General features: G+C 66.7%; 21 protein-coding genes. 3 read left to right on the top strand and 18 right to left on the bottom strand.

Features of this window, described 5'->3' with window-relative positions:
• Window positions 1–21: 21 nt before the first annotated feature.
• Complete coding sequence (locus NA11_RS24985) at window positions 22–1,365, bottom strand: glycosyltransferase (protein ID WP_069164423.1); 1,344 nt, start codon at window positions 1,363–1,365, stop codon at window positions 22–24.
• 55 nt (window positions 1,366–1,420) lie between these two features.
• Window positions 1,421–2,560, bottom strand: a complete 1,140-nt coding sequence (locus tag NA11_RS24980; protein ID WP_245746154.1) for a sedoheptulose 7-phosphate cyclase — start codon at window positions 2,558–2,560, stop codon at window positions 1,421–1,423.
• A 518-nt stretch (window positions 2,561–3,078) separates the two neighbouring features.
• Between NA11_RS24980 and NA11_RS24975 the strand changes: the two genes are divergently transcribed.
• Window positions 3,079–4,257 carry a winged helix DNA-binding domain-containing protein gene (locus tag NA11_RS24975; protein WP_069164421.1) on the top strand — a complete coding sequence of 393 codons (1,179 nt, stop codon included), beginning with the start codon at window positions 3,079–3,081 and terminating at the stop codon, window positions 4,255–4,257.
• A gap of 9 nt (window positions 4,258–4,266) precedes the next feature.
• Here NA11_RS24975 and nadC read toward each other — a convergent pair whose 3' ends face one another.
• The 3 genes from nadC to nadA form a co-directional block, all read right to left on the bottom strand.
• Window positions 4,267–5,127, bottom strand: a complete 861-nt coding sequence (gene nadC / locus NA11_RS24970; protein WP_069164420.1) for a carboxylating nicotinate-nucleotide diphosphorylase — start codon at window positions 5,125–5,127, stop codon at window positions 4,267–4,269.
• A 145-nt stretch (window positions 5,128–5,272) separates the two neighbouring features.
• On the bottom strand, window positions 5,273–6,832 hold the full coding sequence (locus NA11_RS24965) for an L-aspartate oxidase (RefSeq protein ID WP_069164419.1): 1,560 nt from the start codon (window positions 6,830–6,832) through the stop codon (window positions 5,273–5,275).
• A gap of 260 nt (window positions 6,833–7,092) precedes the next feature.
• Window positions 7,093–8,154 carry a quinolinate synthase NadA gene (nadA, locus tag NA11_RS24960; RefSeq protein WP_069164418.1) on the bottom strand — a complete coding sequence of 354 codons (1,062 nt, stop codon included), beginning with the start codon at window positions 8,152–8,154 and terminating at the stop codon, window positions 7,093–7,095.
• An 89-nt stretch (window positions 8,155–8,243) separates the two neighbouring features.
• Here nadA and NA11_RS24955 point away from each other — a divergent pair, with 89 nt between their 5' ends.
• Window positions 8,244–9,005 (top strand): NUDIX hydrolase, encoded by a 762-nt coding sequence (locus NA11_RS24955; RefSeq protein ID WP_069164417.1) that lies wholly within the window; start codon window positions 8,244–8,246, stop codon window positions 9,003–9,005.
• 5 nt (window positions 9,006–9,010) lie between these two features.
• On the opposite strand, the gene NA11_RS24950 is transcribed toward NA11_RS24955, so the two are convergent.
• From NA11_RS24950 to bioB, 7 genes are all read right to left on the bottom strand, one after another.
• Complete coding sequence (locus NA11_RS24950; protein WP_069164416.1) at window positions 9,011–9,196, bottom strand: hypothetical protein; 186 nt, start codon at window positions 9,194–9,196, stop codon at window positions 9,011–9,013.
• Window positions 9,197–9,321: 125 nt separating this feature from the next.
• Window positions 9,322–10,443, bottom strand: a complete 1,122-nt coding sequence (locus NA11_RS24945) for an MAB_1171c family putative transporter (RefSeq protein WP_069164415.1) — start codon at window positions 10,441–10,443, stop codon at window positions 9,322–9,324.
• A gap of 1 nt (window position 10,444) precedes the next feature.
• Complete coding sequence (locus NA11_RS24940; protein WP_245746153.1) at window positions 10,445–10,948, bottom strand: CUE domain-containing protein; 504 nt, start codon at window positions 10,946–10,948, stop codon at window positions 10,445–10,447.
• A gap of 92 nt (window positions 10,949–11,040) precedes the next feature.
• Entirely contained in the window at window positions 11,041–11,574 is a 534-nt protein-coding gene (locus NA11_RS24935; protein WP_069164414.1) for a DUF1353 domain-containing protein, read from the bottom strand.
• A 93-nt stretch (window positions 11,575–11,667) separates the two neighbouring features.
• Window positions 11,668–12,348, bottom strand: a complete 681-nt coding sequence (locus tag NA11_RS24930) for a DUF2567 domain-containing protein (RefSeq protein ID WP_069164413.1) — start codon at window positions 12,346–12,348, stop codon at window positions 11,668–11,670.
• On the bottom strand, window positions 12,348–12,575 hold the full coding sequence (gene bsaP / locus NA11_RS24925; RefSeq protein WP_069164412.1) for a biotin synthase auxiliary protein BsaP: 228 nt from the start codon (window positions 12,573–12,575) through the stop codon (window positions 12,348–12,350). The genes NA11_RS24930 and bsaP overlap by 1 nt, the downstream gene beginning before the upstream one ends.
• Window positions 12,576–12,662: 87 nt before the next feature.
• A complete protein-coding gene (gene bioB / locus NA11_RS24920) occupies window positions 12,663–13,688 on the bottom strand; it encodes a biotin synthase BioB (protein ID WP_069164473.1) in 1,026 nt (341 codons plus the stop codon).
• A gap of 157 nt (window positions 13,689–13,845) precedes the next feature.
• Here bioB and NA11_RS24915 point away from each other — a divergent pair, with 157 nt between their 5' ends.
• Window positions 13,846–14,430 carry a TetR/AcrR family transcriptional regulator C-terminal domain-containing protein gene (locus tag NA11_RS24915; protein ID WP_069164411.1) on the top strand — a complete coding sequence of 195 codons (585 nt, stop codon included), beginning with the start codon at window positions 13,846–13,848 and terminating at the stop codon, window positions 14,428–14,430.
• Between the two features lie 110 nt (window positions 14,431–14,540).
• Here NA11_RS24915 and NA11_RS24910 read toward each other — a convergent pair whose 3' ends face one another.
• The 6 genes from NA11_RS24910 to NA11_RS24885 all read right to left on the bottom strand — a co-directional run bounded on the left by NA11_RS24910 (window position 14,541) and on the right by NA11_RS24885 (window position 21,252).
• Window positions 14,541–15,758, bottom strand: coding sequence for an MFS transporter (locus NA11_RS24910; RefSeq protein WP_245746152.1), 1,218 nt, complete (start codon window positions 15,756–15,758; stop codon window positions 14,541–14,543).
• Window positions 15,759–15,951: 193 nt separating this feature from the next.
• Complete coding sequence (locus NA11_RS24905) at window positions 15,952–17,301, bottom strand: LLM class flavin-dependent oxidoreductase (RefSeq protein ID WP_069164410.1); 1,350 nt, start codon at window positions 17,299–17,301, stop codon at window positions 15,952–15,954.
• On the bottom strand, window positions 17,298–18,077 hold the full coding sequence (locus NA11_RS24900; protein WP_174567726.1) for an ABC transporter ATP-binding protein: 780 nt from the start codon (window positions 18,075–18,077) through the stop codon (window positions 17,298–17,300). Before NA11_RS24900 ends, NA11_RS24905 begins: the two co-directional genes overlap by 4 nt.
• Window positions 18,053–18,913, bottom strand: coding sequence for an ABC transporter permease (locus tag NA11_RS24895; protein ID WP_069164408.1), 861 nt, complete (start codon window positions 18,911–18,913; stop codon window positions 18,053–18,055). Before NA11_RS24895 ends, NA11_RS24900 begins: the two co-directional genes overlap by 25 nt.
• Window positions 18,913–20,007 carry an ABC transporter substrate-binding protein gene (locus NA11_RS24890; protein WP_069164407.1) on the bottom strand — a complete coding sequence of 365 codons (1,095 nt, stop codon included), beginning with the start codon at window positions 20,005–20,007 and terminating at the stop codon, window positions 18,913–18,915. Before NA11_RS24890 ends, NA11_RS24895 begins: the two co-directional genes overlap by 1 nt.
• Window positions 20,008–20,082: 75 nt before the next feature.
• Complete coding sequence (locus NA11_RS24885; RefSeq protein ID WP_069164471.1) at window positions 20,083–21,252, bottom strand: alpha/beta fold hydrolase; 1,170 nt, start codon at window positions 21,250–21,252, stop codon at window positions 20,083–20,085.
• Window positions 21,253–21,416: the final 164 nt, after the last annotated feature.

Here is a 21,416-nt window from a genome sequence, read left to right as displayed (position 1 = left end):
GCTGTTGTGACAGTTCATGATTCACCGACTCCCGACATACTGCCCGGAGAGCACGTCGTACAGTTCCGTGTACCGCGCGAATTCTTTGTCGACAACGAATTCGTCGCGGCAGCGTCGACGGGCCGCTCGCCCCAGGCTGCGTGCCACCGTGTCGTCGGCCAGGAGCACAGCAATGGCCTCGGCACATTCATCGATGTCGGCGGGATCGATGAGCAATCCCTCGACCCCTGACCGAATCTGGCTCCGGATACCGCCGACCCGGCTGGCGACGATGGGTTTCGCCTTCCACATGGCTTCGGTGACCGTGAGCCCGAAACCTTCCTGCAGACTCTTCTGGACGACCACCGTCGCCCGTCTCTGCAGTGCATTCACGATCCGGGCGTTGGCGACCGAATTCTTCAGCGACAGCGTCACCAGGTGACACCTGCGGCGTAGCTCGACGGGAAGTTCTTCCCACGCCGTGCGCACCGCGTGATAGATCTCGGCGCCCTCCGGATCGTCGGGAATATCTTGCGGATCGGGTCCCGCAAGGACCAGGTGCGCCTCATGGCCTCGCGAAGCCGATAACGCAAACGCGTCCAGCACCCCGCGCATGTCTTTGAGAGGATCCCACCGTGACACCTGGAGAACGACTTGCGCATTGCGCGGCAGGTGTTCGATCTGTTGCACTGCGGCCAGACCTGATGCTACGAATCCATCATACAGACCTATATCGGCCAATATGCGATCGATATCTCCAGTCCCGAGAAACTGATTCTTCGCACTGTGTGGATCAATCGCAGGAGGGATGATCATCGTCGACATGGCCGCCATGTCGGGTGGAATGTAGGACGGCACCGAGAACGCGCAGGGCATACTCTGCCGAAGGTACGGTTGCAAGAAGAGCCATGCTTCATCGAGCGAGCTGCTGCTGGTAGTCGTACCGATATGACACCGCCATGCTGTCGGTATTCCTGCATCTATCAGATGCGGTGCCATGCCCAGCGTCTGCGGATCGTGCAAAACGCAGATGTCCCCTGGTTCAACGTACTGCAACACGTGCCGCGCCTGCGATTCCGTAGTCCGCTCGTAGCGGGAGCTGTCTGCGGCTCCGAGCCGGCCGAAGGAATCGACGCTGCCGTGGAGCCTGTGGTGCAGACGCTTTGTCAGTGCAAAGAATTCGGGATCGGCTTCAGTCGCCAGCCATCGGGCGGGCACTCGGTTGCGCCGATGCGCACCCATCGTGGCAACAAGCAGTTCGGCAACGCCACCACCTCGCGCCGTACTGTTGACATGCCACACCGTCGGAATTTCGCTGGCGGCTGCTGACAAACTCGCTGTCGTTTCGACGCTGTCCGGAAATACTTCGTTGACCGTGCCGGTCATATTCGTCCCCCATTTCAGTGTGCTCCGAGCCCGACGCCGAACCAATCGGGAAGAGCTATCCTGCCGCGACAGCCGCAATTCCCCTGGCTGCTGTTTGCAGATGATGGACGCCTGCCTGCAGCTCCCCAGCGGTCACATCGTTGACGAATCGGTGCCGGCCTATGCCGACGGGCAGCGGCAGCCTCTGCCTGCCGTCGCGGTGGCGGACGGTCTCCGCGAGCGCCTGCTCGAGGATGCCAGGCTGCGTAAGCACGTCGTTCCAGAGTGGCAGGCCCAAGGTTGCCATGACGGCATAGATTCGATCGGCCTCCGACGGCGTGACGTACCCGCGCAGCAGCGCGATGGCGGTCGTGAGGGCCATGTCGATGCAGACTGCTTCGCCGTGCAGCAGCGCAGGCAGGGTATGCATCTCGATGGTGGGACTGAACGTATGCCCGTAGTCGACGCAGCGTTCCAGGTCCGCTTCCCACAGGTTGGGTTGCAGTTCCTCGAGCATCAAATGGATGGAGTCGGCAATGATGCTGCGGGCCGCTTCGTCCAAGTTCGGTGTGCTGCCTTGGAACTGGTCGAGCCGTACGTCACGGCCGCTGGACTCGAGAAGAACGAACAGCTCTTCGGACTTGATGAGCGCCATCTTCAGTATCTCTGCCAGACCGTTGCTGATGTGACGGTCGGGAAGCGTGCGCAAGAACATGCGATCGAGGAGAGTCATCGTCGCAGGCGCGTAGGTGCCGAGCCGGTTCTTGCCCAGTTGGTAGTTGATCCCTGTCTTTACGCCGACTCCGGCGTCGACGAGTCCGATCAGGGTGGTCGGGACCCGAATATAGGGCGTGCCGCGCCGGAAAATGCTGGCTGCGAAGCCGACAACGTCGGTAAGGACCCCACCACCGACCGCGATGACGGGCTCACGGCGACGGTCGATACCGAACTCGTCCATCGCATCGAGCACGTCGACGACTGAATCCCACCTTTTGACGGTCTCGTTCGCAGCGACCGGAACGATCTTTGCCGCGATATCGTTGCGCAGGCAGAAACTCCTGAGCTGTTCGCCGTAGATTCTTTCCACTGTGTCGTCGATGACGATCAGCCGACGCGCCCCGACCCCCAGGCATTCTTTCAAATCACTGTCGATAGGCAGATCGACGGTGTCGAAAAGATTATCGACGAGCCGCACTTTGTATTCGACCTGTTTCACGGCCTCAACAGTCCATGTGTGCGTACTGCCCGTCACACAGCTCAATCCGTGACGGTAGTGTAGTGTGCTCCGCATTTAATTACCAAACTTTCGTCGTAGAGCGCTTCGACGGAAGGTCACGCATAGAAATGGCATGCCAAATAGCATTGGAACTATGCCGCTTCGATTCGATATCGAGTTCTCACGCACGTGCCCCCGGCTTATCTGAGCAATTCTCGATCGAATACCGCTGAGTAACTTGTTGATCCCCCTAGGACGCATCACTTACAAGGGGAATCTTACCGACCGGAATCAAACCGTCAAGCGGAGTGATCGGGATTACATCACGCACGGTCCACTATGAAGGTTGCAGCGTGTACGCGTACTTTGTGCACCTTTTCGCGCTACCAGGTTTTGCAATTCGCGGCTCGATGTAGTAAGTCGAACGACATCGGGATGTGCAATTCTGCTGTTCCGTGAGTGACTAGGAACCGTGTTCGCAATTCGACACCGGCTGGTGGGGCACTAGACTTTCGCCTATGCGTTCGATTGATGTTGCCGAGCGGCGGGCCAGGCTCGCGGTCCGGCATCGGCTCACGCCGGCTACCCGGGCTGATCAGGTCACCGAGATCGCGCGGTCGCTGGTCGCGTTGCATGCGACCGATCCGGCGACGGTGTTTCTTTCGGTCGGGGCGCGTAGCGACACGCTCACCCCGCCCGATATCGAGCGGGCGCTCTATGACGACCGCACGCTGCTGCGGATGCTGGCGATGCGGCGCACCATGTTCGTCGTCCCGGTCGGGCTGGTGCCGGTGCTGCAGTCGTCCTGCGCGGAGGCGTTGGCGCACAAGCAACGTCGCACCTACGGCCGGTATCTGGAGCTGGAAGGCATCGGCGACGGCGATGTGCAGAGCTGGCTCTCGGCCGTGGAAGCCGAAACCCACGATGCGCTGCTCGCCAAGGGCGCGGCCACCGGTGCACAGCTGAGCAAGGAAGTGCCTCGGCTGCGCACGCAGGTGAATCCCGCGCCGGACAAGGCGTATTCGAAGCCGACGAACATCACGACCTGGGTGCTGGTCACGCTCGGCTGTGAGGGCCGCATCGTGCGCGGGCGCCCGAACGGCAGCTGGTCGAGCAGCCAGTACACCTGGTCGCCGATGGAATCCTGGCTGGCCGACGGTGTTCCGGCGATCCCCGCCGAGCAGGCGCGCGTCGAATTGATCCGGCAGTGGTTGCGCGCGTTCGGCCCCGCGCCGGTCTCCGACATCAAATGGTGGACCGGCTGGACGCTCGGCGAGGTGCGCAAGGCGCTCACCGACCTCGAGCTGGTCGAGGTCGATCTCGGCGGCAGCACCGGGCTGCTGCTCGCCGACGACACGGAACCCGTTGCGGCGCCGGAGCCGTGGGCCGCCCTGCTGCCCGCGCTCGACCCGACGCCGATGGGCTGGCAGTCCAGGGACTGGTATCTCGGCCCGCACGCGCCGATCCTGTTCGACCGCAACGGCAATGTGGGGCCGACCATTTGGTGGGACGGCCGCATCGTCGGCGGCTGGGCACAGCGCAAGGACGGCGAAATCGTCTATCGCCTACTGGAAGACGTCGGCGCCGACGCCATCGCGATGATCGAAGCCGAGGCAGCGAAGACCGGCGCATGGTTCGGCGACGTCCGGCCCATCCCCCGATTCCGCACTCCGCTGGAGCGCGAACTGACGGCGTGAGCCGCTGTGCTACATGTCGAGCCCGAGATCGAGCACACGCACCGAGTGGGTGAGCGCACCGACGGCGAGGTAGTCGACACCGGTCCTTGCGTAGTCGGCGGCGACCTCGAGGCCGAGCCCACCCGAGGATTCCAGCTTGGTGTTCGGCGCGACGGCGTTGCGCCGCTGCACGGCCGCCTGGGTCTGCCACAGCGGGAAGTTGTCCAGCAGCACCAGTTCCACGTCCTCGGCGAGCACGGCGTCCAGCTGTTCGAGGCTGTCCACCTCGACCTCGCAGGCGATGTCGGGCGCCAGCGCACGAACCGCCCGCAACGCCGCGACCACCGAACCCGCGGCGACGACATGGTTGTCCTTGATCAGCGCGGCGTCGCCGAGACCCATGCGGTGGTTCACGCCACCGCCGAGGCGGACCGCGTACTTCTGCAATGCGCGCAGCCCGGGCAAGGTTTTGCGACTGTCCCGGATCTTGCAGTCGGTCCCCGCGACCTCGTCGACCCAGGCGGCGGTCGCGGTCGCGATGCCGGACAGGTGACAGACCAGGTTGAGCATGGTGCGCTCGGCGGTGAGCAGTCCTCGCGTCGGTGCGACGACGGTCAGCACGGATTGCCCAGGGGCAACCCGGGTTCCGTCGGCAACCCGCCCGGTGACCTCGTAGTTCCCCGCGCCGATCACCTCGTCCAGCACCAGCAGACCCACGTCGAGCCCGGCCACCGTGCCCGGCTGCCGCGACACCACCGACGCTTTCACCACCGCGTCGGCGGGCACGGTCGCCGCGGTCGTGATATCCGGCCCGTACCGCAGATCCTCATCGAGCGCCGTCCGGATGAGCGTCAGCACCTCATCCCGATCGAGCCCACTATCCAGACCCATCAACTCACTCCTCAGCTAGATACGCGCGCAACCACGCGCCCAGTTCGTCCACGAGTGGCACACCATGGAGAGGCCTTCTCGCACTTTGCCGCAGCCATGTGCCACTCGTCGGTCGGCCTGCGACTGTTCGACTGCATACGCTCGCTCATGACGCCGCCTGCGGGCGTCCGCGCTCGTCGAGGGTGAGCGAGATGCTGTGGCGGAGGCGAGGATCGGCGTCGGGGTGGTCGGATCGGGTGTGGCAGCCGCGGCTTTCGGTGCGGGCACCGGCGGCTAGCAGCAGAGTTCGGGCGGCCAAGGTGAGTGCGGCGTCTTCGATCCCCGCGATCCGTTCAGACAAGGTCGACGCGGTGGTCGACGGTGTGACCGCGTCCGCCAGTCGCTTGAGCGCCTCGGCGAGGCCTGCGCCGTCCCTGACGACGGAGGCATGGGTGGTCATCAGCTCTTGCAGCACGTCGCGGTCCACGTACTCGGTTGTCCGGGTGGACACTTCGGTGACGCGGGTGTGCGCACCGAGCCGCTCGGCCGCCGCGGCGCCGACCCGTTCGCCGACGACGAGACCCTCCAGCAAGCTGTTGGACGCCAATCGGTTCGCACCGTGCAGTCCGGTGCGTGCGACTTCACCCGCGGCATAGAGGCCGGGCACGGCGGTGCGGCCCGAGGTGTCGGTCACCACGCCACCGCATTGATAGTGCGCGGCCGGAGCGACCGGGATCAGGTCGGTACTCGGATCGAGGCCGGCCGCCAGACAGGAGGCGGTGATCGTCGGGAACCGTTGGGCAAAGCCATCGATCGCCCGCGCATCGAGATAGACGTGATCGGTGCCGAGCGCGCGCATGCGAGCGGCGATGGCCCGCGACACCACATCGCGCGGCGCCAGATCGCCGCGCGGATGGATGCCGGCGGTCACCGAATCTCCTTCGGAGTCAACGAGGATCGCGCCTTCGCCGCGCACCGCCTCGCTGATCAGCGGCCGCCGCCCGACGCCGCCCGGGGTGTACAACACGGTCGGATGGAACTGCACGAACTCCAGGTCGGACACGCTCGCGCCGGCCCACAGCGCGAGCGCGATGCCGTCGGCGGTCGCGCCGGGCGGGTTGGTGCTCAGCGCGTACAGCTGGCCGAGACCGCCGGTGGCGAGCAGCACCGCAGGCGCGTGCACGACACCGAACCCTTTGTCGGACACCGCGAGAACGCCCTGCACACCGTTGCCATCGGTCAGGATCTCGCACGCTGCCGCGCCGAACAGCACCGGCAGCCCTGCCGCGTTCAACGCCCGCTGCACTTCGGCACCGGTCGCGTCGCCGCCCGCGTGGATGATGCGCCGCGTGCTGTGCCCGCCCTCGCGAGTCCGCGAAATCTGCCCGTCCCGGCCCAGATCGAAGACCGCGCCCAGGTCGGTCAGCGCCGCCACCGCGGCCTGTCCGCCTTCGACGATGGACCGGACGGCGGCGGCGTCACACAGCCCGGCACCGGCCTCCACCGTGTCCTGCACGTGGGATTCCACCGAATCACCGTGCGGCGCAACGACAGCGATCCCGCCCTGCGCGTACTGCGTCGAGGTGTCGGTGGCGCCGCCTTTACTCAAAGTCAGTACCCGCAGTCCTCGCAAGGACGCGGTGCGCGCCGCCGTCAACCCGGCAACACCGCCACCGATCACCACTAGATCGGCGTCGGCTTCCCATTCGATCGACATGTGGGTCATCTGCTGACCCCTCTCTGTGCGTTCGCGACACGAGCAGGCGTAACGCGGCCGACCGGCGATCGGGCCCTACCGCTGCCGATCATCACGTCGGCCCCGGTGTCTCCATCGATCGATATCGGAGTCATCCGCACACGCCTCTCTGCGCGTTCCACGGCGAAAATCGTTGACCGCGTGGCCGTCCCGGCTGCACCGGGCCGACCGTACCGCTCGCGTTCCCGCCGACTAACTGTCCGACCACCGCCACCAGGGCAGCGGTCGGGTCATTCACCACCGCCCGGACTGCCGATCTCGATCATGCGTTGTACCGAGTTGCGGCCGCGGGCTGCGGTTTCGGGGTCGACGTGGACCTCGTCCCGGTTCTCGACCAGGCAGCGCAGTAGCGCAGCGGGGGTGATCATCTTCATGTATTTGCACGAGGCCCGGTCGTTGACGGCTTGGAAGTCGATGCCGGGGGCGGCTTTACGCAGCTGGTGCAGCATGCCGATCTCGGTGGCCACCAGCACCTGCGTCGACCCACCCGCACGGCGTTCACGTACCTCACGGGCGGCGTCGATCATCCCGCCGGTGGACAGGATATGGACCCGCTCGGCCGGGAACGCACCCTCCCCGGCCAGATACAACGCTGAAGTAGCACAACCACATTCGGGGTGCACGAACAACTCCGCGTCCGGATGGGTGCGGGCCTGCTCGGTGAGCTCCTCACCGTTGATACCCGCGTGCACATGACACTCACCGGCCCAGATGTGCATATTCGCCCGCCCGGTGACCCGTTTGACGTGTGCACCCAGGAACTGATCGGGCAGGAACAACACCTCACGATCGGGATCGATCGAAGCGACCACCTCCACCGCGTTCGACGAGGTGCAGCAGATATCGGTCAACGCCTTCACTTCGGCGGTGGTGTTCACATACGACACCACCACCGCGTTCGGGTACTCGGCCTTCCACGCCCGCAACTGCTCGGCGGTGATCGAGTCCGCCAGCGAACAACCCGCCCGCTGATCAGGAATCAACACCGTCTTGGCCGGGCTCAGGATCTTGGCGGTCTCGGCCATGAAATGCACACCACAGAACACGATCGTGTCCTCAGCCGCCTCGGCCGCGATCCGCGACAACGCCAGCGAATCACCCACGTGATCGGCCACGTCCTGAATCTCGGGCAACTGATAGTTATGCGCCAGAATCGTCGCGTTCCGTTCGCGAGCGAGTCGCTTGACCTCCCGCGCCCACTCCGGGGTCGCCTCGACACCCGTGAACCCTGATGGCCCGTCGAACACCTGTCCCATCAGCGGAGGCGCCAGTTTCGCACCCATCGTCGCCATGATGGCTCCCTTCGTCGTGCGGTCGACTTCATGCCCCGTGCACTTCGCCGATTCGCACCTAACCAGGTTTTCGACTTATAATCGAAAACGTGCCCCATAGTAGCACCATCCACGAAACGCTCACCGCGGTGTTCCAGGTTCGCCGCTTCCCCGCAAACGTCGCCGCAGGTCAACGACCTGCCGACGGCAAAAACACGATCATCGGCCGTTGTCCACCTGGTCAACGGACCGAATTGGCGGTGCTGCTGTGGGAGCGCGCACTCGACCCACAGAAGGGCACCTGGTCGCTCCCCGGCGGCCGTCTTCGCGACGACGAGGACCTCGACACGTCCGCGCGCCGCCAGCTCGCAGAGAAGGTCGACGTGCGCGAGCTGGCCCATCTCGAACAGCTCTCGGTGTTCAGCGCGCCCGATCGGGTCCCGGCGCCGCGGCGCATCGCCTCGGCGTACCTGGGTTTGGTCCCCCTCACAGCAGACCCGCAGCTACCCTCCGACACCGCCTGGCATCCGGTGTCCGCGCTGCCGTCACGGATGTCGTTCGACCACGGCACGGTCGTCGACCACGCGCGCACCAGGCTTGCCGCCAAGCTCTCCTACACGAACATCGCGTTCGCGCTGGCGCCTGCCGACTTCACCATGTCCACGCTGCGTGAAATTTACTGTGCGGCACTGGGTTACGACGTCGACACCACCAACTTGCAGCGAGTTCTGTCGCGCCGCAAGGTGATCACGCCCACCGGCGAGACCCGAGCTCCCGGCCGGGCGGGCGGTCGTCCGGCCGCCGTCTACCGCTACACCGACTCCGGCATCCGGGTCACCGACGAATTCGCCGCATTGCGGCCACCGACCTGACCGACCTACGAATCGATGGTGGCCTTGCGGTGCTTGCTCCCCCGCCGGTACCGCCGCTTGTTCGGCAACGGCTGCGCGGCATTGCTGCGCCGCAACGCATCCCGGCGCCGCCAGGCCACCAGATCCGCGCGCTCGCCTGCCTGCCCGCGGGCGAGGTCCGGCACCGATGCCGCCCGCTTGTCGTCACTCATCCCGGACCTCCCTTCTGCTCTCCGATCGGGTCCGGCCGCCAACGGTACGGGCGCGGACGCCGCCGGACCAGCGAATTTCCGCGCGCTGTCGACAACAACGCCGACCGCGTCGGCTATTCCGGGACCTACCCCATTGTCCGCTCGTAGCCCGCGACCGCGCGAGCCCGTTTCCACTGCGCGGCAAGCGCGGTGAGCTCGTCGATCTCCGCCTCGACGTCGCCGGCGGTCGAGGGCAATGCGTAGGCGCTGCCGACGGGCGCCGCTCCGGCCGATTTGGCGCGACAGGCCTGGGCGAGCCGCACCGCGTAGTCGGCCACCGAATGATCGTCGCCGCGGTCGCCCTCGGTGTACCGCGACAGCGCGTGCAGACAGTCCCTGATCTCGATCACGGTGCGGTGCAACAGGAATCGGCTACCGAGGCCGTCGACGACCGGGTCGCGGTAGACGACTTCGGGACAGACGGCAGTCAGATCCGCCCACAGCGGAAGCAACCGTTTACGACTGCGCGAGGCCTCGTCGAGGCCGAGCCGCGTGGCGACCCGCAGCAGTGACGGCACGGTGAGCCCGAGTGCGATGACGGCGGCTTGATAGATGAGGCTGTCGCGGTCACCCGCGGCGAGCACCGAGGCGAAGATGGTGTGCTCGTTGCGAACCAGGAACACCGCCGCGATCGGCGCCGCGCTGAACGCGATGAGGTGGATCAGCGGGAACAACGCGAGCCCCGCGTGCACCAGATACTCGCGGCCGTCGGGCTGCTTGCGCAGTTCCGCGAGACACACTTTCAGCATCAGGACGTCCAGCCAGACCGTCATCGGCAGCAGCGCCAACCAGAAACCCAGTTGGCCCCAACCGGTGACGTCCTCGATGGCCACTCCACGCGCGCGGGCTTCGGCGCCGCACAGGGACGCGATCAGCGCACTGGCGAGCGCGAGGCAGTGCACGAGCACCGGTCGATAGTTGCGCCCGAGCGCGGCGGCGAAGGTCAGCACATTGAAGCCGACGGCAGCACCCATCAAGATCATCGCGAACTGGAAGTAGAACGCGGGCGACAATCCCGACAGTGACACCATCGCGCCCTGCAGCGTCGGCTCGCGCATGCTGCACGTCAGGGCAAGTATCCCGAGCGCGAAGGTGGCGGCGCGATCGAGGGCCGTCGCGTGAAAGCTGAACACGCGCAAGACAACCAGCAGCCAGAGGTAACCGACCAGCGCAAGTGACAGCGCGGTCGGCCACGACGAGTGCAGCACGTCAGTCGGGGAACATCGTCCGACGGAACGGCGAACCCGCTGGCGCCGTGCGTGATTCGGACATCACCAGCGAGGCGAACAGCTCCGCCTGCCGTTCGGCGGCGTCGTCGTAGTCGCTGCGCTGCAGCACCCGCAGCACGGTATCCGGATCAATATCGGGGAACAGGAGCTCGAGGGTGCCGCGCTGGGTGCGCGCCCCCGCGTCGGGGCCGTGGTCGAGCAGCAGATGCCCGATCTCGTGCAGCACAATATGATCCGCGTGATAACCGGAACTCTCCGCGTCGTACGCGATCACGATGTCCTCGATCTGCTCGACCACCAGCCCGCACGGCAGCCCACTGCGATCGGGCAGCGTCACCAGCCGAATCCGCTTGCCGACCATGCCGGGAATCTGCTCCAGAAAAACGGTGAGATCCCAGGGTTCCGGAACCACCAGCGCATCCCGCATCCGGCGCACCTGCTCGACCATCGGATCGGCGCGTCGTCGCCATATCCGTTCTCGCACGCCGAAAACGGTACCGCAGCAAGCGTTGTTCACCGAGGCTCGTACCGCAGTCGTTACTTCCGAACACTCGTCACAAAAGCAACGATGTGCGGTCAGGCAGTCTTCAGTTGCGGGTTCGGCGGCGGGGCCGTGGTGCGGCGGGTGAGCCGGGACGCGCTCCAGAAGGCCAGTTCCACGAACCAGAACAGCAGCAGAAATGTCTGCACCACGATCACCGGGACGGCCAGGAACACCACGGAGGGCACGGCGATCACCAGCCAGATCGCGATATCGCCGATGCTCGCGCCGCGCAGCCCACTCGCCAATCGCACTGCGGCCCACATCATCCAGCGGCGCGGCAGCGAGACACCGAACTCGTGCAGGCAGCGACGGAAGAGCCCGTCGGCGTCGACCGTGCTCACCACGTCGGTGTTGCGCAGGAAGTCGTGCAGGATGGCGGCCCTGGTGTAAGCGCCGTAGCGCGGCACCAGCCAGACCAGTGCGCGTGGCACGGAGGCGAAGTCGGTACGGAATCCGGCGGGGATCACGAATTCTTCGGTGTCACCCTGGTAGACGAGTGGGTTCACCACTCGCCAGAACTTGGCATCGAGCTCCTCGACGACCAGCCCGCTATCGACGAACGCCACGACTCGTTCCTCTCTGAACGCACAGCGTGTCCCATAATTCTAGGCTTTTCCGGGACGACTGTACTGTCCTGCGGGCAACAGTTCGGCCAACGCTCAGCGACGGGGCCGAGACTCCGGCATCGAACCGGAACCGGCTTCCCTGGCCGGCTCGTACTCACCGTAAGGCAGGGTGCCGCCTGCCGCAGGGTACGGCGACGAGATCGCGTCGTCCTGCGGATACGCGCTGGCCCCGAATGCGCCTGCCCGGTCGTATATTCCGGCCGGTGCGACAATGCCGGTGCCGAGATGCTCGGACGGGTTCAGCGCCGCGAAGAACAGCATGACCAGCGACGCGATCAGCGGCTGCATGATCAGTGCGAGCCAACCGCTCACCTCGACCGGCAACGAAACGAACTGTCCGACCGGCGGATTGTGCGGCCGCGGATGCAACCACTCGGTGACCTGCTCGCCGAGCAGCTCCATCGCCACGGCGCCGAGGACGGACCCGAAGAACACCCCGGCCTGCATCAGCGGCCCGCGCACCGTGCGCCACCGCCACGCGGCCACCGCCGTCAACACACCGACCACCGCGCCGAAGCACAGGAACATCGCCAGCCCGTCGAACTGGTGGGTGCTCTCGCCGGTCAGCAGCGCGCCGCGCCCCTGCTCGACCACGAACAATTGCTCGGTGGGCGCGACCAGTCCCCATCCGATGCCGGCGAGCGCGCTGAACAGCACGGTGGCGACCGCGATCAGCACGGCCGCCCGCGCCTCGCGCCGCAATTGCGCGTCCACTAGCGCCGTTCCAGGCTGGTGGCGTCGATCACGCCGTGCCGGGAGCACTTGGCCCACCAGCCGTCGGGGCTCACCTGCACGACCATCCGTCTGCCGCACTCCACGCAGAAGCGTGGCGGCTCGAGACCGAGCGCGGCGGCTGCGGGCACGGCGTCCTCGAGCCCGGGCACGATCCGCTTGCCGGTGAACGGGTTGTAGCGCTCGTCCATGCCCATGACATTACTCATGGGGCACGTCACGACTACACGTCGCTGCCGCCCGGTTCCGTCGTGCCACGAGCACGCTATGCCTGTGGTTCGCTCGCTGACGCTCGCTCACAGGGTTTCGTTGAGCGCCTTGATCGGCATCTTCAACTCGCCGAGCAAATCGAGATCCGCCTCGGCGGGCCTGCCGAGCGTGGTCAGGTAGTTGCCGACGATCACCGCGTTGATGCCGCCGAGGATGCCCTGCTTGGCGCCGAGGTCGCCGAGGGTGATCTCGCGACCGCCCGCGAAGCGAAGGATGGTGCGCGGCAACGCAAGCCGGAACGCGGCAACGGCGCGCAGCGCGTCGGCGGCGGGCAGCACCTCGAGGTCACCGAAGGGGGTGCCCGGCCGCGGGTTGAGGAAGTTCAGCGGGACCTCGTCGGGCTCGAGCTCGGCCAGGTTCGCCGCGAATTCGGCGCGCTGCTCCAGGGTTTCGCCCATGCCGAGGATGCCGCCGCAGCAGACCTCCATGCCTGCCTCGCGGACCATGCGCAGGGTGTCCCAACGTTCTTCCCAAGTGTGCGTGGTGACCACGTTGGGGAAATAGGAGCGCGAGGTCTCCAGATTGTGGTTGTAGCGGTGCACGCCCATGGCGGCGAGCTGATCGACCTGCTCTTGCGTGAGCATGCCGAGCGAGCACGCGACCTGGATGTCGACCTCGTTGCGGATGGCCTCGACGCCCGCGGCGACCTGCGCCATCAGCCTGGCGTCCGGCCCGCGCACGGCGGCGACGATGCAGAACTCGGTGGCGCCGGTCTTGGCCGTCTGCTTCGCGGCCTCGACCAGGCTGGGGATGTCGAGCCACGCGGCCCGCACCGGCGACTGGAACAGGCCGGACTGGGAGCAGAAGTGGCAGTCCTCGGGGCAGCCGCCGGTCTTGAGGCTGATGATGCCCTCGACCTCGACCTCGGGGCCGCACCACTTCATCCGCACGTCGTGGGCCAGCGCGAGCAGCTCTTCGAGGTGGTCGTCGCTGAGGCGGAGGACCTCGAGGACCTGGTCCTGGGTCAGGCCGTGACCGCGCTCGAGCACCTGTTCCCTGGCGAGTGCGAGAATCTCGGGGTTGCCGGGCGGCTGCGGGGTGGGTGCACTCACCTTCGCCTTGGCCGGGAAGGTCGGTGAAGCGATGTCAACGGGAGCCTGGGTCACTGCGCGAATCCCTTCGTTCGGCCGACGTGGCCGCCCAACTTGAACGGTGTTCAGGCTAGGGTAGTGGTACCAATGAGTCAAAACATCGGTGGGAGGAATTCGGGTGCAGCTGCACAGGGCGGACGTGGTCGCGGGCGCGATCGCGATTCTCGATCAGTACGGCTTCGCCGACCTGACCATGCGCAGGCTCGCAGGCTCGCTTCAAGTGCAGCCGGGCGCGCTGTACTGGCACTTCCCCAATAAGCAGGCGCTGCTCGGCGCGGTCGCGGACAAGATTCTCGCGCCGATGGAGGACCCGATCACCGCGACCGAATGGTCCGGCCAGATCAGCGAACTCGCGCACCGGCTGCGCGACTGCCTGCTCGCCTACCGGGACGGCGCCGAACTGGTCTCGGCCACTTACGCTTCCCGCCTCACCACCAGCAAGGGCCGGGAACGCATGGCGAGCGCGGCCATTCGCGCGGGCATGCCGCGGCACGAAGCCGAGAATGCCTCGTTCACGCTGCTGTACTACGTCCTCGGCCAGACCGTCGACGAGCAGTCGCGGATGCAGATGGATTCGGCAGGCGCGCTAGCCGACGACGAAACCCCCCTCGACAACACCCCCGATCCCACCGCCCGCTTCGACTTCGGCCTGCAACTGTTCATCGCAGGCATCCACCACCTCCTCGGCACCCGAGTCCGCTGAGCTCCTCCGCACTCTGCTGGAGTCGGTCGACCGATCACTGGGAACTGACGGCGGCATCGCCCGAGAAGCCACCGCCATGAGTTCCCACTCGGCGCCGGATTCGCACGCGATCACGCTGACGTCGGGTCGGGTTGTGCCAGGTGGGGGTGGTGTGCGCCGGGGAACCAGCGGTACATGGCAGCGGCGCCGACGGCGGCGGCACCGGCCAGGGCGAGGGCCGAAACACTCAGCAGCGCAACGGCACTGATCGCACCCGCCACGAGCGGTCCGGCGAACATTCCGATGTCGTGGGTCAACCGCCATGCGCCGAGAAACTCGGCCCGGCGGCCGTCCGGGGCCGCGTCGGCGCCAACGGTCATGATCACCCCGTTGCTTACGCCGTTGGCGAGCCCGAGCAGCACGGCGACCGCGCCCAAGCCGAGGATCGACGAGGTGAGCGGCAACACTCCGAATCCGATCGCGAACAACACCATTGCCGGAACACCGACTGCCCGGCTGCCGCGACGGTCCAGCCAGATGCCCGCCGGATAGGACATCAGCACGTCCACCGCGCCCGCAATGCCGAACACCACGCTCGTTGCCGAGGCGCTCAGCCCGATATGCGCCGCCCACAGCGGAAGCACCGCGACCCTGGCCGCCCGTACCGCACCCATCAACAGCGCCGCCGACCCCAAAGTGCCGAGCACTCCGATGTTTTCGACGACCACCGAGCGCAGCGTGTGGCCGCCGACGACCTGGTCGCCGTCCGGCGACGGTATCGCCACCATCGCCGCACCGGAGAGCACCGTGGTGACGAGCTGCAACCACAGCGCACCACTCGGTCCCATCCCGTGGACGAGCACGGCACCGAGGAACGGTCCGCAGAAGTACCCGAGCCGATGCGAGCCCGCCAGCGTCGACATCGCCCGGCCCCGGTCTGCGGCGGGCACCACGGCCACGATGTAGGTCTGGCGAGCCAGACCCCACACCGCACCGGCCGCACCGTTCAGCGCCATCCCGATCGCCAGCATCCACAAGTTCGGCGCGAGGATGGCCAGCAGCACACCGATGACGCCGAGTGCCGAGCCGACGCCGATGGCGCCCCGCTCCCCCATCCGCGCAACGATCCGCCCGGCAGGCAGATCGGCCACCACCATCCCCAGCCCGCTCAACGCGACCAGCACGCCTGCCAGCCCGATCGACGCACCTAGATCCAGCGCGCGCAATGCGTACATCGGAGTCGCCGCGCCGGCTCCCGTGCCGTACAACACCATCGGCACGAACACCGTCCAGGTGAGCGAACGCAGCCGAACGGGCTGGACAGCCTCGGTTTTGACCTCGGCGCTCACCGGTTCGACGCCGGATAGGCGTTGGCGAGTTGCCCAGCGCCCGAGCCGCGTTCGCTGAGCACACCTGTTACCGAGCGCCGCAGCCGTGTCGCCGCGACGGATCGCGCCGCGACACAGCGCGATCCATCGGACATCGTCATGCCGCAGCGCGCGGACCGACTCGAATGGGAAGGGAGATAAGCGGTCTCGCCCCTCACTGTGCTAGCGCGGGGTGGCGGGCGAACCGGCTCTCGGGGCGAGGCAGGCCGAAGTGGTCGCGCAGGGTGGTACCGGTGTACTCGGTGCGGAACAGGCCGCGCTGCTGAAGGATCGGCACGACGGTCTCGGCGAAGACCTCGAGGCCGCCGGGGTAGTACGGCGGCATCACGTTGAAGCCGTCGGCGGCGCCGTTGCGGAACCACTCCTCGATGGTGTCGGCGACCTGTTCCGGGGTGCCCGCGAAGACCCGGTGTCCGCGCGCGCCCGCGAGGCGATGCAGCAGGCCGCGCACGGTCGGCCGTTCCCGCTGCACGATTCCGGCGACGACCTGCAAGCGACTGCGGCCGTTGTCGGTGACATTGCCTGCGTCGTCGAACAGGTCAACGGGGACGTCCCCGTCCAACGGGAGATGCCGCAGACTCTTGCCGACAATGTTCTCCAGTTGCGTCAGACCGTATTCCGGAACCGTCAGCTCGTTGAACTCGCGTTCCAGCCGCTTGGCGGCCTCCTCGGTGTCACCGATGAACGGGCTGATGCCCGGCAGGATCTTCACGTGTTCCGGGTCGCGCCCGAAACCCTGTGCCTGAGACTTGATATCGGCGTAGAAGGTCTGCGCGTCCTCCAGCCGCTGGTGTGCGGTGAAGATCGCCTCCGCGTATTTGCCTGCGAACGAACGACCTTCGTTGGACGCCCCGGCCTGCACGAGCACCGGATATCCCTGTGGCGTGCGCGGCGCGTTGAACGGCCCACGGACCCGCAGGTATTCGCCCGCGAAATCGATCGGGTGAATCTTGTCCGGGTCGGCGTACACCCCGCTCGCCTGGTCGAGCACGATGGCGTCGTCTTCCCAGCTGTCCCACAGCGCGACAACGGCGTCCACGAATTCCCTGGCCCGCGCGTAACGTTCGGCGTGATCGGGGTGCTTGTCCAGGCCGAAGTTGGCGGCGGCCAGGTCCGTGCCCGTGGTGACGATGTTCCAGCCTGCCCGGCCGCCGGAGAGGTGATCGAGCGTGGAGAACAACCTGGCCAGGTTGTACGGCTCGTAGTACGTCGTCGACGCGGTCGCGATCAGGCCGAGATGTGTTGTCGCCGTGGCGATCGCGGTGAGCAGCGTGATCGGCTCCAGGCCGGAGCCCGCGTTGTGCTTGACGTTGGTGCGCAGCGCGGGACCATCGGCGAAGAACACCGCATCCAGCTTCGCGGCTTCGGCGGTGCGGCCGATCTCCTGGTAGTAGGCGGCGTCGTAGATCCGATGCGGCTGGCTGTCGGGATGCCGCCACGCCGCCTCGTGATGACCGGACGGATAGATGAACGCATTCAGGCTGAGCTGACGAGGGCTACTCATGAGGCTTGTTTCTCTTCTTCACGGTGGGTCGGCTGGTCGGCTGGACCGACGCCGAGGCTGGCCAGCAGCAGGGACCGGTAGTTACTGAAAGCCGGATCGCTGTGGTGGCGTGGACGTTCCAGGTCGATGCGCAGATCGACCGCGATGCTGCCCTCGTCGAGCACGAGCACCCGGTCGGCGAGCAGCACTGCCTCGTCGACATCGTGGGTGACCAACAGCACGGCGGGCTTGTGCCTGGCGCACAGGTCCTGCAGCAGCGTGTGCATCTTGATCCTGGTCAGTGCGTCCAATGCGCCGAACGGTTCGTCGGCGAGCAGTAGTTCCGGCTCGCGCACCAGCGAGCGGGCCAGCGCGACGCGCTGCTGTTCGCCGCCGGAAAGCTGTTTCGGCCAGGCCTTTTCGCGCCCGGCGAGGCCGACCTCGCTCAGTGCCGCGCGGCCGCGCTCTGCGGCGTCGGAGCCGGTCAATCCCAAGGTCACGTTCTCGAGCACCCGCGACCACGGCAACAGCCGGGAATCCTGGAACACGACGGCCCGCTCGGCGGGCACGGTCAGCTCGCCGGAGCCTGGCACGTCGTAGTCGAGTTCCGCGAGTGCCCGCAGCAGCGTGCTCTTGCCCGAACCGCTGCGCCCGAGCAGCGCGACGAATTCCCCGCGCGCGATGTCGATATCGAGGTCGCGCAGCACTACCCGCTCGCCGAAGCCGCGGCGCAGCGCACGGGTGCGGACCACGCTCGAGCCGACCGCGCCGCTCAGTCGCCCAATGTCTGTCGCCATGACAGCGCCTTCCTTTCCACCGCGCGCACGGCGAGATCACCGAAAAGTCCGAGTAGTCCATAGATCACGAGCCCGACCACGATCACGTCGATCTGTCCGTAGGTGCGCGCCTGCGTCATCAGGTAGCCGATGCCGCTGGTGGCATTGACCTGTTCCACCACGACCAGCGCCAGCCAGGAGATGGTCACCGCCAGTCGCAATCCGGTGAAGAAGCCGGGCAGCGCCCCCGGCAGCGCGACCCTGCGAATGAAGGCCAAGCGCGAGAGTCCCACCGTCTGAGCGAGTTCCACATATCTGGCGTCGACGCTGCGCAGGTGCGCGTGCGTGTTCAGATAGATCGGGATGGCCACGCTGGTCGAGATGACCAGCAGCTTCATCTCCTCGCCGATGCCGAACCAGACAATGAACAGCGGAATCAGCGCGAGCGTCGGAATCGCGCGCTTGATCTGAATCGGCCCGTCCACCAGCGCTTCACCGATCCGGCTCAACCCCGCGATCAGCGCGAGGACCAAGCCGACCACGACACCGATGCCGAGCCCGATCCCGGCCCGCTGCACCGAGGTGAGCAGATTCGACTGCAGCCTGCCGTCGGAGATCAGGTCACCGGCGGTCTCGGCGACGGTCCACGGCGCGGGCAATGTCTCCGGATCCAGTGTGCCGGAAGCGGATCCGAGTACCCAGGCGACGATCAGCAGGGTGGGCCCGATAGCGACACCGAACGGAATGGGGTGGCCTGGGCCGAGTCGCGGCCGGGCAGGCTTGCGTTTGCCGAGCACGCGCGCCGGTGCGCTGCCGCGACCGAGCCTGCTCAGTACGCCGGCGTCAAGCGTGGCCATCAGCGTTCCTTCGGGGCGAAGGCGGCACCGCTCGCGGTGACCGCCTCGGTGATCGGGGCGTCGAAGCGCAGGTCGAAGCCCTTGGCGGCCTGCACCTTCTTCGGCAACTCGCCCGCTTTGTCGATGGCGTCGATGGTGGCCTGCTGGCGCGCGACGAGCTGCTCATCCAGGTGCGGGAAGGTGAAGGTGCCGAGCGATTCCACGATGCGCTTCGCGTCCTCGGCGCTGACCTTCTGGTTCTCCACGTAGTACCGGCGGGCCCACTCGTCCTGGTGGGTGTTGATCCACTGGTTGGCCCGGATGTAGGCGGCGACCAGAGCCCGAGTCGCGGCGGCCTTGGCCGGATCCTGCACCACGGCACGACGGGCGTACAGGTAGGCGAGCCCTGGATAGATGTCCTTGGTCTGGTCGGCCGGGATCAGGGAGGCGCCCGAAGTCCGCAGGAAGCGAGTGATATTCGGTTCGATGAGCGGCGCGACGTCGACCTGACCGGTGCGGATCGCGTCGGGGAACTCGCCGAGTTGCAGCCGGATCAGCTGCGCGTCAGCGGGTTTGAGTCCCGCCTTGTCGAGTGCCCGCAGCACTGCCGCCTGCTGGGCGGTGCCCTCGGCGTAGGCGATCTTCTTGCCCTTCAGCTCGGCGAGAGTGGTGATCGACTTGCCAGGAGCCACCGCGAGTCTCAAGGCGGTGGTACTGGTTTGATAGGCGGCGATGATGGGCACGTCCTGGCCCGCGACCAGCGCGTGGATCGGTGGCACATCGCCGACGGAGGCGACGTCCGCGGCCTCGGCACGGAACGCCTCCAGAACGGCAGGTCCGCCAACGAAATTGGCGAACTCGACCTTGAACGGGAGCTTGTCGAGCTCGCCGGAGAACCGCAACACCGACTGCAGGCGTTCGGACTGGTCGGCGAGGACGAGCTTGGTGCCCGCCGGAATCTCGGTGGGCAGCGGGGTATCCGCGGCGACGGGACCGCCCGACTTCTCGCTGTTCGAGCAGCCGGTGAGTCCGAGGGTCGCAACGGTTGCCACGGCGAGCAATGCGGCGGCGGTGCGGCCATGGCGGCCGAACAGGGAGGTGCGTGGTCGGTACATACTCGGATTCAAACAAGACAAAACCGGCCCGAACACCGTTTGTCTCAGGCTGGTTCGAACTGCGGTGCCGAGGCGCTAGCGCGGTGCCGCTGAGGTCGAGGTCGCTCGAAGCTGCTGCTGATAGCGCTGCATGAACGGCAGGATCTGCTGTTCGATCACCGTGTTGTACTCGACCGGGCGTTGCATCGGATTGGCATGCCCGGTGTTGCGCGCCAGCACCACCGACAGGGTGCCGTCCACGCCGCCCGACACATCGATCAGCACCCGATGCGAGTACTCGACATCGACAACCCGGTCCCGATCCGGATCCCTCGGGCGAATGAAAACGATGGCGGGCCGCGGCTTTTCGTCCTTGGGCTCGGCGAGTGCGCGCAGGTCACCGGCCGCGCCGCCCGCCACGATCGCGGTGAACTGCGCCTCGATCAGGCCGTTGCTCGCCGCGTTGCGCGAGAAGATCTTCTCGCGCAACACGTCTCTGAGCACGTCACGCAACTCGGCGAAGCGGATGCCGGGCGGGACGCCGTTGCCGCCGTCGGAGACGAACCGGTCCCGTCGCGCGTAGGTCTCCACCGCGATGCGCAGCAGCCGGCTTTCGCGCGCGCCGGGCAGCCAGCCCATCCAACGGACCATGTCCTCGCCCCGGCCCCGGCTCTCCGGCCGGACCGCGTTCAGGTCCACCGGCGTGCAGTCCAGGATCACCCCGACCACGCGGCGGTCGCTATGGAGGTGGATGTGTTTGGCGACCTCGAGCGCGATCACGCCGCCCATGCTGTGCCCGGCGAGCACGATGTTGCGCAACCCCGACAGTTCGGTGGCGCGGATGATCAGGTCGGCGATCACCTTGGTGTCGATACCTTCGTTGTCGTATCGGATCGCCCACACCACACCCATCCGGCGCAGCGCAGGCAATGCGCCCGCGGTCGCGCTGGCGTCGAGCACGCCGAGCCCGACCATGTCCACCACGACGGTGTCCCAATCCTTGGGGTCGACGGGCGGGCCGACGGGCAGGATCGCGGGGTCGGTGCGCGCGAGCCGTTCCTGTTCGGGTTTCACGTCATGGGTCAGGTACTGCGCATAGCCGATGAGCACGGCAACGAGCAGTACCAGCACTCGAACCGCGACGGACCTGGTGCGGCGCAACGTCTTCCACTCATGCCACGGGCTGGTGTCCCGTAGCCGGGCTCTGCGTCGCGCGTCGTCCCAGTCCGCGATGGTGGACGGGTGCCGATCTTGCAGCGGCGACATCTTTTCCACTGTAGGCACGGCTGTGGACGATTGTCATTCCACAACCCGACGATCGGATGAACCGGACCGAACGGTAGAGTTCCGCCGTCCTACCTGGCAGGTGCGGGAATCCGGTGCAATTCCGGAACGGTCGCGCCACTGTGATCGCCGCCCGGCGAAAGTCA

Source organism: Nocardia altamirensis NBRC 108246, from assembly GCF_001612685.1.
Taxonomy (GTDB): Bacteria; Actinomycetota; Actinomycetes; order Mycobacteriales; family Mycobacteriaceae; genus Nocardia; species Nocardia altamirensis.
This window is presented reverse-complemented; position numbering and strand designations above follow the sequence as displayed.